This window comes from Ruegeria sp. G12 (assembly GCF_056533565.1).
On sequence record NZ_JBQFOO010000004.1, the window covers coordinates 338,430 to 352,259 of the forward strand.

At 58.9% G+C, this 13,830-nt stretch carries 11 protein-coding genes and 1 tRNA gene; 1 reads left to right on the forward strand and 11 read right to left on the reverse strand.

Annotated features, from left to right (window positions below; genetic code table 11):
• Window positions 1-312: 312 nt before the first annotated feature.
• The 7 genes from ACR0JN_RS12095 to ACR0JN_RS12125 all read right to left on the reverse strand — a co-directional run bounded on the left by ACR0JN_RS12095 (window position 313) and on the right by ACR0JN_RS12125 (window position 9,392).
• A complete protein-coding gene (locus ACR0JN_RS12095; RefSeq protein WP_480885880.1) occupies window positions 313-1,599 on the reverse strand; it encodes a dynamin family protein in 1,287 nt (428 codons plus the stop codon).
• Window positions 1,596-3,638: a dynamin family protein gene (locus ACR0JN_RS12100; RefSeq protein ID WP_480885881.1), complete on the reverse strand. Its 2,043-nt coding sequence runs from the start codon at window positions 3,636-3,638 to the stop codon at window positions 1,596-1,598. The genes ACR0JN_RS12095 and ACR0JN_RS12100 overlap by 4 nt, the downstream gene beginning before the upstream one ends.
• A gap of 66 nt (window positions 3,639-3,704) precedes the next feature.
• Window positions 3,705-4,562, reverse strand: coding sequence for a hypothetical protein (locus ACR0JN_RS12105; protein ID WP_480885882.1), 858 nt, complete (start codon window positions 4,560-4,562; stop codon window positions 3,705-3,707).
• 23 nt (window positions 4,563-4,585) lie between these two features.
• Window positions 4,586-4,987, reverse strand: coding sequence for a hypothetical protein (locus ACR0JN_RS12110; protein ID WP_480885884.1), 402 nt, complete (start codon window positions 4,985-4,987; stop codon window positions 4,586-4,588).
• 48 nt (window positions 4,988-5,035) lie between these two features.
• Window positions 5,036-6,772 (reverse strand): dynamin family protein, encoded by a 1,737-nt coding sequence (locus ACR0JN_RS12115; protein ID WP_480885886.1) that lies wholly within the window; start codon window positions 6,770-6,772, stop codon window positions 5,036-5,038.
• An 8-nt stretch (window positions 6,773-6,780) separates the two neighbouring features.
• Complete coding sequence (locus ACR0JN_RS12120; protein ID WP_480885888.1) at window positions 6,781-8,793, reverse strand: dynamin family protein; 2,013 nt, start codon at window positions 8,791-8,793, stop codon at window positions 6,781-6,783.
• A 5-nt stretch (window positions 8,794-8,798) separates the two neighbouring features.
• Window positions 8,799-9,392: a hypothetical protein gene (locus tag ACR0JN_RS12125; RefSeq protein WP_480885889.1), complete on the reverse strand. Its 594-nt coding sequence runs from the start codon at window positions 9,390-9,392 to the stop codon at window positions 8,799-8,801.
• Between the two features lie 328 nt (window positions 9,393-9,720).
• Between ACR0JN_RS12125 and ACR0JN_RS12130 the strand changes: the two genes are divergently transcribed.
• Window positions 9,721-9,805, forward strand: a tRNA-Leu gene (locus ACR0JN_RS12130).
• A 57-nt stretch (window positions 9,806-9,862) separates the two neighbouring features.
• On the opposite strand, the gene ACR0JN_RS12135 is transcribed toward ACR0JN_RS12130, so the two are convergent.
• The 4 genes from ACR0JN_RS12135 to ACR0JN_RS12150 all read right to left on the reverse strand — a co-directional run bounded on the left by ACR0JN_RS12135 (window position 9,863) and on the right by ACR0JN_RS12150 (window position 13,749).
• Complete coding sequence (locus ACR0JN_RS12135; RefSeq protein WP_480885890.1) at window positions 9,863-10,591, reverse strand: metallophosphoesterase family protein; 729 nt, start codon at window positions 10,589-10,591, stop codon at window positions 9,863-9,865.
• Between the two features lie 112 nt (window positions 10,592-10,703).
• Window positions 10,704-11,504 (reverse strand): 2-oxo-hept-4-ene-1,7-dioate hydratase, encoded by an 801-nt coding sequence (gene hpaH, locus ACR0JN_RS12140; RefSeq protein ID WP_480885891.1) that lies wholly within the window; start codon window positions 11,502-11,504, stop codon window positions 10,704-10,706.
• Complete coding sequence (locus tag ACR0JN_RS12145) at window positions 11,501-12,355, reverse strand: fumarylacetoacetate hydrolase family protein (RefSeq protein WP_480885892.1); 855 nt, start codon at window positions 12,353-12,355, stop codon at window positions 11,501-11,503. Before ACR0JN_RS12145 ends, hpaH begins: the two co-directional genes overlap by 4 nt.
• Window positions 12,352-13,749, reverse strand: coding sequence for a pyridoxal phosphate-dependent decarboxylase family protein (locus ACR0JN_RS12150; RefSeq protein ID WP_480885893.1), 1,398 nt, complete (start codon window positions 13,747-13,749; stop codon window positions 12,352-12,354). The genes ACR0JN_RS12145 and ACR0JN_RS12150 overlap by 4 nt, the downstream gene beginning before the upstream one ends.
• Window positions 13,750-13,830: the final 81 nt, after the last annotated feature.

Below are 13,830 nucleotides of genomic sequence, written 5' to 3' on the forward strand. Positions count from 1 at the left end.
GCGGTTTCTTAACTGGGCAAACGACCCGCAAACTCACAACCAAATACAACCGCAGGACACTTGAGAACGGTTAGACGGTTCAAATTTGACTTTATTGGGGCCGCCTCATGGCTTCACTAAGGATCGAATTTGAAGGAATCCCATATTTAGTGATCTGAGTGGCTTCAGAACAATATATAGATTAAACGGGTGCAAAAAATGTGGACTGACACCTCGATTCAAGGTGCTTGGTCTCTGATTGCGAAACAATAGAGGGGCGATTCCACAGCGCTTCGAATCGCCGCGGTGCAGCTCAATTGCAGCGGGAAACGGTTATGTTCCGGTTTTGGTCTGCAGGGTTGCCACAGTGCTGCCAGCCCATGCCAGATTGTCGCTGAGTTGCGCCAGAATGCTGATCGCATCCTGCAAAGGCGCATCGCCGCTTTCGAACTGCAGCAGCAGCAGCAAGTCAGTTGCCTTCTCGAACTCGGCCGGAATCCAGTCCGCGTCGGGGTCGATCTCGCCGCCCTGTTCCAGACGTTCGGCAAAATCCTCGACAATTTCCTGACAGCTTTGCAGGAAAGCCGCCGGTTCGATGTTCGAGGATTCGCGAAGATCATCATAGATGCTGGCAATCGCAGCCAGCCAGTCTTCCAGAATCGGGTTGCTCAACGGCGGCAGCGCCGATTCAAGCGCCGACTGTACCGATGGGCTGTCGGTAGGCTCGGGTTCCGGTTCGGTTTCACCCAGTGCTTCGAGATAGGGCAGGAAGTCCTGCTGCAAATCCCTGCGCGCCGCGTCAAGATCGTTCTGACGGCGGGTCGAGGCCACTTCCAGCACCTGCTCGGCCAGAGTCTGGCCGCCGCAGGATTCCCACAACTCAAAATCGGGCTCGGGCTCCTGCGCCATAGCCCGGACAGCGACCGGTGTGCCAATTGGGACCACCGCGCGGAACATGTCGCCCTTTTCCTTGTTCAGACGTGCCACAACCCGGTCCAGCGCATCGCGCACCGGGGGCAGGTCGGCATGGGTTACAGCCAGTAGGCTGTTGTCGCGCAATTCCTGCGGAACCTGCGTCCACAGATGCCGCTCAGTCTCGCGCCAGGCGTTGGTGCCGTTGGTGCACCAGATGGCGCAATCGACATATTCCAGCAGCTCCAGCGTCGGCTTGTAGCTTTCATCCAGTGCGCCCGATCCCGGCAGATCGAACAGAGAGAATTCGCGCAGGGCAGGGGTGTTCAACCCGACCGAAATGAAATCAGGACTGTCAGCAGCAGCCTTTTCCAATGCGATGCCGGAATAGGTTTTGGGTTCCTTGCCCCACCAGCCTACCGTCGTTTCCGGTGCGTCGGCATAGGCCACGATCACCAGCGGCAGTTTCAGGTGCTGCGGCCCGGTGGGCAGAATGTCAGCCCCCGCCAGCATATTGGCGAGGCTGGATTTGCCCGCGCCGAATTCCCCGGCGAAACCGATATTGACCGCGTTAGACAGCCGCTCGGCATGGGCCAGCGCGCGCGTGCGCATGTCGTCCAGCGCCGCATCCGAGTGCACGGTTTCAGTCGCGGTCAGAAAGCGCTCAAGCTGATGCACTTCCTGTTCGGTTCCGGGAAATTCGATCATTCCGCCGCCTCTGCCTGTCGTTCAATCACCGCGTCCGTGCCAAAAACTGTTCCCAGTTCATCCGAGATGCGGCGCGCCCGGTCGAAGGCACCCTGCGCCTCGGCCTTGGCATTGGTTTCTCCGGTCCCGGCTCTGTGTTCAAGATGCCCGGCCAACAACGCCAGGTAGTGATCCAGAACCGTATTCAACCGTTCTAACAGATTTTCGCGGGCGGTATCTATCAAATCGTCGCCGATCAGCTCGAATTCCTGCACGATCATCCGTTCGGCGCGCGAGACCACGCTGTTGCGCGAAATCAGACGCGACAGCCAGTTCACGCGCAGTTCGACCGTGATGCCGCGGGTTAGCGCAGTAGTGTCGGGACGGAACCAGCGTACCGCGCTGGTGTTCATGCGGTTGTCCATCGGCTCCTGCCAGCCGGGCAGGGCACGCAGGGCGGCGTTGCTTTGCATGTCGATGGCGTACAGCTCGCTAAGCATACGCTGGCGCACAACCTGCGTGGCTCCTTGCGTCAGTTCCCGCATGCGATCGCGCAGGGGCGTGAAGTTCAGTTCGGTCTCACCCCCCTTGGCCAGCAGCGGAGATTGCCCATTCGGCCCCCGCACCACGGCCGAGACCGCCTCGGACACCGTGTCATCCATGACGCCGCGAAGGTTGGACAGTATATCGTCCATATCCTGCGTCATCTCTTGCGTCTTACCTGCGATCAGCGTCCGCAGGTCGGTCAGGGTCTTGTCGTTTTCGTCCGAGCTGGCCGCATTCGCCGCGCTTTCATCTTCCAAAGCGCGCAGGTGGACTTGAGACCGCTCCAACTCACCCTGTGCAAAACTATTCAGGTGCTGCCATGCCATCCGCATCTGTTCATTGCGGGGGCCATCGGTCAGCGCCTTTGTCACATGGCGGCGCAGATCCGGCAGGCCCGAGGCGATCATTGCTGCGAACCGCAGAACCGCCTCGCGGCTAATCGGGCCGGGGCCTTGCTTGATCTCTTCTACACCGTCCAAATACTGCTTCATCTGTTCGGGATGAGCTCGCAGCCAGGCCAGAACTTGATCATGGTTAACGCCGGTTTCATCGCCGGTCAGCGCATAATGTGCCCATTGCGCGCTACCCATCAGCACGTCGATATCCGAGTTGCCAAGAGCCTTTTCCAGCCCGTCGACCACATCGGCACGCACTTTCCCGGCATCCTCGGGACCGCCGCCCAACTCATCCACGCGGTTGATAAAGACAACAATCTGACCCAGTTCCAGCGCCTGCATCAGGCGGAACAGTTTCAGGTCGGCCCGCGACAGGGCCTGGTGGGCTGACAGAACCACGACGAAAAAGTCCGATTCCTTGAGGTACTGACGCGAGATCTCCTCGCGGATCAGCAGCGGGTCGTTGACCCCCGGCGTATCCGTGACCGTCAGGGGAAACGGGAAATGACCGATGTCGAAATAGACCTCGGCCTTGCGGGTGATGTCGCTGTAGAGGCCCCGGTCGCTGCCTGGGTCGGGGCTTTCGCCTTCGGTGGGGTCATCCCCGGCGCAGACATAGCGCGCCAGATCGTCGGTGTTCAGGGTATCCAGATCGTGGTGCTGGCCCAGCAGGTGCTTGTAGCTTTCGCCCAGACGCAGCTTGGCGCGGGTCTTCATCGCCTCGACCTGCTCTTCGATCATCTCGCGCTTATAGCTGTCCTCATCATCGGGGAACATGTTGCGCAGTTCTTCGCCCTCGGCGATCAGGGACTGCCACTGGTGGTTGTCGAAGAAATGAAACTCGGCCCCTTGGGTACGGCCCGAGGGGTGGCCGAAATGCATATCGGTGATCACCGTGGTCCAGGGGTTCACATCCGAAGGAAGGTACTCGGCCTGTCCCGTAAATCCGTTGATCAGGCGGGATTTCCCGGCCTTGATCTGCCCGACAAAGGCAATCGATGGCTTCAGGTTCGAAAGATCGCCAATGATGCGCGAAATGAACTGACGGGTTTCGTCATTGCTCGTTTCATGCATTTCTTCAGCGATGCGAATAAGTTCGCGACGATTTGACTCACTCATAACACGTACCTTGTCACTCGTAAAAATGGACTGAATTAGACGAAAACTTGAATGTTTTGGGGGCGATCATTCTTTCTGCCCCAAAAGAGAGCCCCAAAGGTTAACGACAGCGCCCAGTTTGCGGGCTTCGTGCGCGGCGATGGCAATCTGTTCTCCATCATGCAGAACGGCCAGACCCGCGCCTTTGCCGCCGGATGGGCGCATAACGATCAATTGCGGGTGTTCCAGTTCGGCTTCGGTGTCGCCATCCCACCCGGCCAAATCAGCGGCGAACCGGGCCAGCATTTTTCTGTCCGGATGAAAAGCGCCCGAAGCGGCAAAGTCACCTGCGGCCTGCAAGACGGTGCCGTCCGCATTGTCGGCCAGTAGGCGACCGGTTGCGAAGCGCCCGGAGTTGTCGAAAAAGGCCTGTGCTAATGCGGCGTCATTTTCGGTGACGTCAGTCTCAGCCTCATCCGCAATATCCGGTACGACCGACATTATCGGCTCTGCAGGCAGTTCAATCTGCGCGCAAGCTTGTTCAATTTCGCTCAGCGTGACGCCAACATCATCCGCCTCGAGCGCTGCGTCCGGTTTTAGCGACACCAATTCCAGCGGGGCAGGGGCATCGGCAATATCCGTGACCAGCTGCGCCAGCTTCCCGATCAGGTCTTCCCGAGCCTCGGTCTCGAAATCCGGCACAGGGCCCGAGCGAACGCGGAACACATCTGTGACCCGTGAGTTGGTGACTTCAAGCGCCAGACATTCGCCACTGGCTGCCGTAAACTCCAGACGGCGTGGCAGGACTGTGCCGCGAATGGCCCGCAGAACACCGGCGCGGCGCGCCAAAGCGGTTTCGCCCGCGATGACCACCGCCGGAGACAATCGGGCAACCGACGACCGCCCGATATCCTCGAGCATGTCGAGTATGTCCGTATCCATCATACCGTGACCCCCTCTGGTCCCGATCAGACTGCAGCCGCGACGGACCCCAGACTGAGATGCGATTTTGTTAGTGCCAGCCCGACATTTGCGCTGCTGTTGCAGATGTAGCAGACCACATGGTCCGGATACGCCTGCGTCCGCAGGAAAATGTGCAGACGGTCCTTCGAGAACACCGCGATTTCCCCAAATCCCGGATTGTCCAACTCTTCCGTACCGGCCTGACGCAACAGCGCCTCAAAGGCCCCCACGCCGCGCCCCTGAAACAGGTTGGCGGCGGCGATGGCCAAAGTGTCCAGAACCTCTGCATTTTTTGGATCGGATGCGCTGGTGCCCAGCACCATCCCCGTTTCCATGTCAATATACCCGGCTGCAATGCAGTCGGGTATGGTTTCAATTGCAGAGGTCAATGCGGCCTGTATCGACATTTAAACCTTTGTTTTCCCTTTTAATTGCCCTTTAGGTTGATTCGGACGTTACAACACATGCCATTCCGCCCCACTGTTTTCACTTGTTTTTGGGATCGAGCGCAACGCCTCTTTTGTCTGCTGCGCACCGTGTTCGCTGACGATCTGATCGAACTCGGCCAGAAACGCCTGGAACACCGATTTGAGGCCCTCGACATCGTCAGGCAGTTCGTCGTCTTTCACAACCTCCTGCCACATAGCCCATGCGCTCAGCGGAGCGCCCGCAGACCCTTCAGCCAGAGTTTCAAGATCAGCGGCATCCGGCTGCGAATCCACGCGGATTTCAACAATGCCGTTTGTTTCCGGCTCGGGCTCATATTCCTCGGCGTCGCCGCCGGGCTGCTCGGCCATCAGCGCTGTGATTGAAGAGACTGAAACCTCGATGCTGCGATCCTTTGGCTCCTCGTCCGGCGCAGGCTGATCCTCAGTGGCCTCAGGTGCCTCGGCTAGCGCGGAACTGAGAGAGGTCAGAACGTCGTCGGATTTGTCCGTTTCTTCCGCTTCCAGCTTATCCGGATCGTCGCCCTCGGCGGCGATGTCTTCGTCGATTTCCTCCTCTGCTTCGAACTCATCAATCAGTTCGAATTCGTCAAAGTCGGTCGCGTCTGCCGCAAGGCTGGTCAGGTCCAGAGGATCGTTAGAGGTGTCGCGGAAAAACGCCCGCAATTCTTCGTCATCAGTGTCCTGATCGACTGGGGTAGATTCTTTCGAGGGCACCATTTCCGCCCGCAGCCGTTCGGCCTCTTCCGCGTCGATCCGGGCTCGTTCCGTATCGTCCGACCGCCGCTCGACCCGCGCGGGGCGCACCGGGAAGCTGGTGACGACTGCACTGTCCGTGCCCTCATCCTCGGGGGTGTCGGCCACCGGGTTAACCAGTTTCAGAGGCTCGGCTTCTTTTGTCCCCTGATCGGTTTCCGAAACCTCGGGCTTTCTTTCAGGGCGCAAAGGTTGAATCTTGGGTGAGTCCGACAGGCCCTTGTCGATCTGGTACCGGGCCAGATGATCGGCGCGGGTGTCCATGATCTGCTCGGTGATCTCAAGGAAACTGTCGATCATCTTGCCACCGCCACTGCGCGCCCACAGCTCGGCATCGCCGGTCTTGTCGCGCGCCGTGATTGCATCACGGGCAGAAAACAGGATCGAGCGGTTGAACAGATGGCCTGCCTCGCGATTGACGCGGCGCAGGACCTTTTGCCGGTCCTTCGCCCCCAGCGCATCGGCGCGGGTGACAAGCAGCAGTGAGTTGCTTTGCAAGCGCTCCGGCAGCGCAACCCAGGTCGCCCGTTCCGTTTCGCGCCAGGCCTGGGTGGCATGGGTGCACCACAGCACGCCATTTGCCTGCCCGACGGCCCGTTGCCAGACATCTGAGGAAATCTTGGGGTCCGAAATACCGGGCGTGTCGATCAGATCGACGGCTTCAAGAATGTCAGCCTCAAGGAATATGCGCACGAACTGCGCATCGTTCACCCCAACCGTCTCAAGCTCATCAAGCGAGATGTCCTGCGTGCTGCCATCATGTCGTTTCACATAGGCGGACTGATTGCCCCAGCTGAACCAGATCGGAGGAAGCTGCGTTGCAGTCACCTGCGTCGGCAGCGCCCTTTTGCGCAGCAGAAAGTTCATCAGCGTGGATTTCCCGGCGCTGAACTCTCCCATAAGCGCGAAGACCGGTTTGCGGCGGGACCAATGCTCGATACGTTCCCATGCCTTAGGTGAAACGAAGCGTGTTTGTGAATCTTTTGCCATTTTTCTACTTATGCCGCTTCGTTGCTTAGGTCTTTCAGGATGTCGCCAAGGATTTCATCCTTTGATTTCTTGGGCTGCAGCCCCGCCATCAGGGCCGAGTTCTGCGCAGCATCCGTTTCTGCCGAGGCAGAGATGTTCAGCAGCGTCTCTTTCTGCTCACGCATGAAATCCGACAGGACTGCCCGGACGTTTTCCAGTACCGCTGCGACCTGATTTTCCTCGATATCCTTCGTGATCGAGTTCGCCTCGGAGGCGATCAGGCGGGTGTAGTCGGCAGCGTAGGCCTCAAACCCTTTGCGCCGTTGCCACCACCGTCGCCACCAGGTGCTTTGCAGGTCCAGCGCGATGGTCCGGCCAATGCCCAAAGGCGGCGGAACGCGCGGCACAATGGGTGCTTCGATGCTGAATTCACCCAGATGGTTGCCGAGGATTTTGTGATACAGCGCCTCGACATCGGCAGCAGCGGCAGAATACAGCGCCCCGGCTTCCTTGCGCATCGAACGAGCGAAGCTGAAATAGGCGGCCTTTTGCAAGGTACGCAAACCGGCAGGATCATACTGCCACGTCCCTTGCTCGCCATTCTGTTCCAGATGCGAGATCAGAGAATCCGTCGCGCGTTTGACAAAGTTGGTCTCAGCCGAGTTCAGGCGCTCTAGCACCTTGTCGCGCAGCTTCACGGTCAGGTCCGCCGCCTTCTTATCATACTCCGCGGTCACGGTGGCAATTGCCTCTTCCGGCGAAACCCCGTCCAGATCGCGCACAACGCCGTCTCCGCCTGACAGATTCTTTGCCACAGCTGTGGCGCGGATCTGGCTGGCGATGTTGCGGGCGCGATGGCGCACACGGTCCAGCAACCGGGCACCCGCGCCCTCGGCGATGCGTTCGTTCATCGCAAGCAGAAGGTCCGGCAGGCCAGACAGCGCCCAGATTTTGTCAAGCGACGGGGCCTGATCGCCAAAACCCGCTGCCAGATAGAACGTGTTCAGCGCCTGCCGCGATTCTTCGGTCAGAATGTCCGGATTGCCGGTCAGCGCCGCCTCGGCCCATTGGGCACTGCCGAACACGACGCTGGTATTGGCGTCGATATTGTTCTGTTTCAGCGTGTCCTGAATCCGGTCGCGGATTTCAGGCACCTGAGTAACCGGGTCCGACAACTCATCAATGCGGTTCACGAAAAGGACAATCTGCCTGTTCTCGAACTGAGAAATGATCCGCATCAGTGCCATGTCCATGGTGGTCAGCGCCTGGCTCGCAGCCAGAACAACGATACACACCTCAGACCCGCGCAGGCTACGCAGCGTGATCTGTTCGCGCACCATGAAGGTATCGTTCACGCCCGGAGTATCGCAAAGCTTCAGCGAGATCGGATATTGCGGAATGTCCATGAAAAGTTCGGCCGATTTCGTCACATCGGCAAAGCGACCGGTCTTGGGGTCGATATCCGGATCGTCCTCGTCCCCCAGACAGACATAGCGCTGGATCAGTTCCTCGTCGAAATAGTCGTACTGGTGGCTCTGGCCCAGAATGAGGTCGAAATGCTTACCCAGCCGTTCCTCAGATTTGGCCTTCATCTCATTGATCTGACGCCGAATATCGTCCATCTCGTCATCGGCACCGGCCCTGTTGGCCAGTTCCCCCAGGCGACCGCCGCCAACCATCAGGTTGTCCCATTCTTCCTGCTCAAAGAATGTGAACTTGGACTTGGTATCGCCCGGCGTGCGGGTATTGATGTTCAGCGTCGTGACCACAGATGTCCATGGGTTGACGTCGGATGGCAACAGGGCAGGGCGGCCCGCCAGAATGTTGATGATCGAGGATTTCCCAGCCTTGACCTGACCGACCATCGTGACGCTCGCGGTGAAATTCTCCATCCGCGTTTTCAATGTGGCCAGCCGCGCCGAAGACCGCGCGTCCGCCACCTCTGTCAATTGGTCGATCTGTGCCGTCAGCGAGGACATCGCCGACGTCATCGGGGCCAAAGCCTCGTTGCCTACAGACAAAAGGTGGTCGTTTCGCGCCATAATGGTCAGCCTCCGGTTCCGGTCGCTGCAATCGCGGGCCGGTGCGGGGGTCGCCCGGCGGGACTGCTGGTCAGTGTGTCGATGCGCGCGATCAGATCCAGCGCATTTCCAAGAATTTCTGCTTCGGCCCGGGGTGAGATGCTTTCATAGGCCTGCGCATCCGCAAGAACCTCGATCGAGCTAAAGCGGTCGCCATTCTCAAGGCTCGCGACATGGCGGCCGGTCGGAAAGCCCTCGGACTTTACGGCAGGCAGCGGCATGCGCGCATTGGCAAGCAGGTAGTGTTGGCCGGAATGGGTTCGCAGCGAAATGCCGAACCCGGTATTCGGATAGTCCCGGTTCAGGGTTTTGAGTTCACCTAGAAAACTTTCGCGAGCAAAGAAGATAGCATCTTGCTCAGGGGCAGCGTAGTTATTCAGATCGGTCACGGCAGAAAACCTTGTACTGGAGTTGAGCGAAAAACTCGTAAAGGTGCCAAAGTGGCAAAAAAGACTCATTAACTCCTGACGATAAACAAGACCCTTCAAGGCGGTGTTAATTTGACGCGAATAAGATTTTTTGGCGTTTGAAATGTGGCGGGATTGTGGAGGTGTGCTCACAGGAACGCCTCAACCCTTACGTGTTTGAGGTGTTCCGTTGGTGGGTCGGCATGCGGGACGGATTGGCGCGTCTGTTCGTGTGTGCAGCGATGGAACTCAAATTTCGGCCGCGTTTTAGCGCAGAAACCATTCGGCTGAGTTGGTAAACATCCACGGCGCATTTCCGGACGGCAAGTTTCGTTAGTTCGAACAGCTCAAGGTGCCGGATGCAGCCGCCGCGCATCTGTCGGCACCGGATCACAAACTTGGCCTTCGACCGATTTTCCCTCTCGCGCTCCGGATCAAGCTTTGTTATCAGCGCGTCATTCCGGCGCTTAGGTGCCAGGTTGCGGGTGTGGCGAAATTGGTAGACGCACCAGATTTAGGTTCTGGCGCCGCAAGGCGTGGGGGTTCAAGTCCCTCCACCCGCACCATGTTTTTAACATAACTATGATTATACAAATGATGCCCGCATTGCGAGCGCATAGAGTTCACGGCGATAAAAGCCGTCGGCCCTCATCCTCCAAAACCCAACAGTTCTGCCCTTCGAACACCGCAGCGGTCAGCGGCCTGCCATATCCGGCTCCGGTGTCCAGGTTGATGCGATTGCCGTGATGTTCGGGAGACGCCACATGGCTGTGGCCGTGAACGATCAGCCAGGGAAGAGGCCCCTTGTGATTCAGGAACTCATCGCGAATCCAGACTAAATCGTCGATTTCCTGATGCTCCAATGCGATGTCCGGCCGGATACCCGCGTGAACGAATAGCAGATCGCCTTGCTGATGATAAGGTCGCAACCGGGTCAGAAAATCGACATGGGCTTTCGGCACGGCCTGCCTCGCCTCGGCGTGGATCTGAAAGATCCGGTCTCTGTCCGTGACCTCGACCCCGTAGGATTTCAGGGTCTCTACGCCTCCGATCCGAGGGTGAAACCAGTGGTAGCCAATCAGCAACCGGGCATCGTTGCGTGGGTAGGCCTCAAGGAACATGGCGCACATCCGGTCATGATTGCCAAGCAGGAATGTCCAGTTTCTGCCATCGGCCTGCCCCTGACCCAACAGGTCCAGAACCTCGCGGCTTTGCGGGCCGCGGTCGGTGTAGTCGCCGAGGAAGACAATTCTGGCATCCCGCCCGCCATCTTTTTCGATGCGAGACAGGGCCTGTTCAAGCATCTCTAGCTGACCATGAATATCACCGATGGCGTAGACGGGTTCGGACATGATGATCTTTCCAGTTCAGGGCTTTATGCGCGCAAGCCCGGCGTATCGCACTTGTTCAGCCCAGTCGATAAGGAACCGACAGGCGGCAGCGCCGAAACCAAACCTCGCTCTGTCAGGCAAAGGCGATATCAACCGACCCGAACGTCCCGAAATCCGCATGAATTTCGGTGCCAGAAGGGCATTCCACCGGGCGGATGAAGCTGCCGGACAGGATCACCTGCCCCGGTTCGATGCTCTGACCGTACTGCGCCATGCGGCGGGCCAGCCAGACCACGCTTTCGACCGGATCATTCAGCACACCTGCGCCCAGCCCGGTTTCCTCGATCTCTCCATTGCGGAAAGTCAGCGCGCCGACCCAGCGCAGGTCAAAGGCGTCGACGGCATGGCGCTCGGTCCCCAGCACGATACCCGCATTGGCGGCGTTATCGCTGATTGTATCGAACACCGTGCGGGTTTTGCCGGTTTCCGGATCAACGCGCTGAATCCGCGTGTCGAGGATTTCAATCGAGGGGGCCACGTAGTCCGTAGCCGCAATGATATCGTCGCGAGTCACATTCGCGCCGCCGATAGCTGATTTCATGACAAAGGCAATCTCTGCCTCGATCCGGGGCTGAATGAAACGACCAGCGGGAACCGTGGCCGCGTTGTCACAAACCATGTCGTCGAACAGAATCCCACTGTCGGGAATGTTGATGTTCAGCGCGTATTGCATCGCTTTCGAGGTCAGGCCGATCTTCCATCCGATAACCCTGCGCCCCTCAGCCTGTTTCTGCTGCAAAATGGCTGTCTGCACCGCATAGGCGTCATCCATTCCCATCTCGGGGTGGCGCTGGCTCAGCAGGCCGATCTGGTTGCCCGAGCGTTCAGCCTGCAGCAAATCAGTGGCTGCGCGGGCGTGATCTTCGGGTGTCATGGTTGTTCGTCCTCGACCGTGTTGCGCAAGGTGCCAATGCCTTCGACCGAGACCTCGACCACATCGCCGGGGGTCAGGTATTTCGGCGGATCGAACCGGGCCCCTGCCCCCGTAGGCGTGCCGGTGACGATGATGTCACCGGGCTGAAGGGTCATGAAGGTCGAAATGTATTCGATCTCGCGCCGAATCGGGAACATCATCCGGCTTAAGAAATCGTCCTGACGCAGCTCGCCATTCACGCGGGTCTGGATACGCGCCTCATCCAGTTGCGCGGCGTCGGTGAACGGCACCAGCCAAGGCCCGATTGCGCCGGAGTTGTCCCAATTCTTGCCCTGCGTGACGTTGAACTTGGCATGACGAACCCAGTCGCGGATTGTCCCCTCGTTACACAGCGTCAGGGCCGCGATGTGATCATAGGCATCCTCTTGCGCGATCCGGCGACCGGCTTTGCCGATTACAATGGCCACCTCGCCTTCGTAGTCCAGCGTGTGGTTTTCCGGTGGGCGGATCAATGGGCGGTTATGACCTGTGAAACCGCTGGCAAAGCGGGGGAAGAGCGACATGTATTTGGGCTGCGCGCTGCCATCCTTATATTCCGCATTGCGGTCGGGAAAGTTCACGCCGACACAGAGGATACGGCGAGCATCCGGCATCACCATGTCATAGGAGAAATCGGTATGAGTCACCAGTTTGCCTTCGGCGGCGTTAATCAACCGATCGAATGCGCCTGCGGCGATGACCTCATACAGGCTGGCGTGATCCGGCAGTTCGTCACTCAGCGCAATCGCACCCTCGTCTGTGATTGCGCCGAAAAACGTTTCACCTTTGGCGGTGAAGGTTGCGAATTTCATGCGATCTTCTCCCAAACGTCCCGGATTACATCCGCCGCCATCAGCACGTCATCGCGGGTTGTGTCGAACTGCCCGACCTGAAAACGGATGATCTTGCGACCGTCGAACATGCCCTGCGTCAGATAAATTCGGCCATCTTCGTTCAGCGCATCCACCAAGCGTTGCTGCGTCGCATCGTCGCCGGGGCAGCGGAAGGAAAACAGGCTGAGGATCGGGCCGGTGGTTATTTCAAACCCCTCCATCTTCCCGATTTCCTGTGCAAGTTCCTGCGCCCAGGCCACGTGATTGCGGATGCGTGTGCGCAAACCCTCCAACCCGTAAGAGCGCAGTAGGAACCAGATTTTCAGCGCCCGAAAGCGACGACCCAAGGGGATGGTCCATTCCGAGTAGTTGGTCACCTCGGCACCCGTTGTCTTCAGGTATTCCGGTTCGATCTTCAGCGTATTTAACTGGGGTGCCGCATCCCGAAGGAACTGAATGGCGCAGTCGAACTGCGCGCCCAGCCATTTATGCGGGTTGAAGACGATGCTGTCGTAACGGTCCGCCCCGGGCCAGAGGGCCTCGCGATACTCGGAGCAGATCATGGCAGACCCGGCCCATGCGGCATCCAGATGCGTGTATAGGTCATGCTTTGCCCCGATGTCCGCCACAGCGTTCAGGTCATCGCAGGCCCCTACCCCGGTGCCGCCGGTGATCGCAATGATACCCGCCGGAATATGACAGGCGGCCAGATCCGCTTGAATCGCTGCCTCTAGCGCGGTTGGGTCGATTGCGAAAGTTGGGCCGTGGGTGGGCAGCTTGACCAGATTGTTCTGGCCGATCCCCGCAACCCAGCAGGCGCGGTCAATCGATGAGTGCACCTGATCCGAGCAATAAATCCGCAGCGCGCCTTTGGTGTTCAGGCCATCGCGGTTTCCCGTGAACCCCGTGGCGCGTTCACGCATGGTCAGCACCGCCGATAAGGTGGCCGAGGATGCACTGTCCTGTATCACCCCGGTCATACCATCTGGCAGGCCAAGTGCCTGACGCAGCCAGTCGACCATGACGCCCTCGACCTCGGTCGCCGCGGGTGAGGTCTGCCACAACATGCACTGCGCCGCGATGGTCGTCACCAGCATCTCGGCCAGCATCGAGGGTGGCGCGGCATTGGCCGGAAAATAGGCGAAGAACCTTGGATGCTGCCAATGGGTCATACCCGGCATCACGATCCGTTCGAAATCGGATAGAATAGCCTCCATCGGCTGGCCGATTTCGGGGGGCACACCGTCAAGTTGAGCCGCGATCTGACCCGGTGCGGTCTGCGCCCGAACGGGCCGGTCCGCTAGCGACTTATGGTAATCGGCGGCCCATTTCGAGATGTGCTGGCCCCAATGTGAAAACTCGTCCCAATCCATCAATCACCTTTTTTCGCTGCACGCATTCCGACAATCCGGTCAACACAACATGGCCCGCATTCCGGGCAAGGATCAATCAAC

What these genes read in the sequence shown, in the direction of transcription:
- ACR0JN_RS12095 (WP_480885880.1), bottom strand. Translation starts at nt 1,599, where the DNA reads ATGATCGAATTTCCCGGAACCGAACAGGAAGTGCATCAGCTTGAGCGC.
- ACR0JN_RS12100 (WP_480885881.1), bottom strand. Translation starts at nt 3,638, where the DNA reads ATGAGTGAGTCAAATCGTCGCGAACTTATTCGCATCGCTGAAGAAATG.
- ACR0JN_RS12105 (WP_480885882.1), bottom strand. Translation starts at nt 4,562, where the DNA reads ATGATGGATACGGACATACTCGACATGCTCGAGGATATCGGGCGGTCG.
- ACR0JN_RS12110 (WP_480885884.1), bottom strand. Translation starts at nt 4,987, where the DNA reads ATGTCGATACAGGCCGCATTGACCTCTGCAATTGAAACCATACCCGAC.
- ACR0JN_RS12115 (WP_480885886.1), bottom strand. Translation starts at nt 6,772, where the DNA reads ATGGCAAAAGATTCACAAACACGCTTCGTTTCACCTAAGGCATGGGAA.
- ACR0JN_RS12120 (WP_480885888.1), bottom strand. Translation starts at nt 8,793, where the DNA reads ATGGCGCGAAACGACCACCTTTTGTCTGTAGGCAACGAGGCTTTGGCC.
- ACR0JN_RS12135 (WP_480885890.1), bottom strand. Translation starts at nt 10,591, where the DNA reads ATGTCCGAACCCGTCTACGCCATCGGTGATATTCATGGTCAGCTAGAG.
- hpaH (WP_480885891.1), bottom strand. Translation starts at nt 11,504, where the DNA reads ATGACACCCGAAGATCACGCCCGCGCAGCCACTGATTTGCTGCAGGCT.
- ACR0JN_RS12145 (WP_480885892.1), bottom strand. Translation starts at nt 12,355, where the DNA reads ATGAAATTCGCAACCTTCACCGCCAAAGGTGAAACGTTTTTCGGCGCA.
- ACR0JN_RS12150 (WP_480885893.1), bottom strand. Translation starts at nt 13,749, where the DNA reads ATGGATTGGGACGAGTTTTCACATTGGGGCCAGCACATCTCGAAATGG.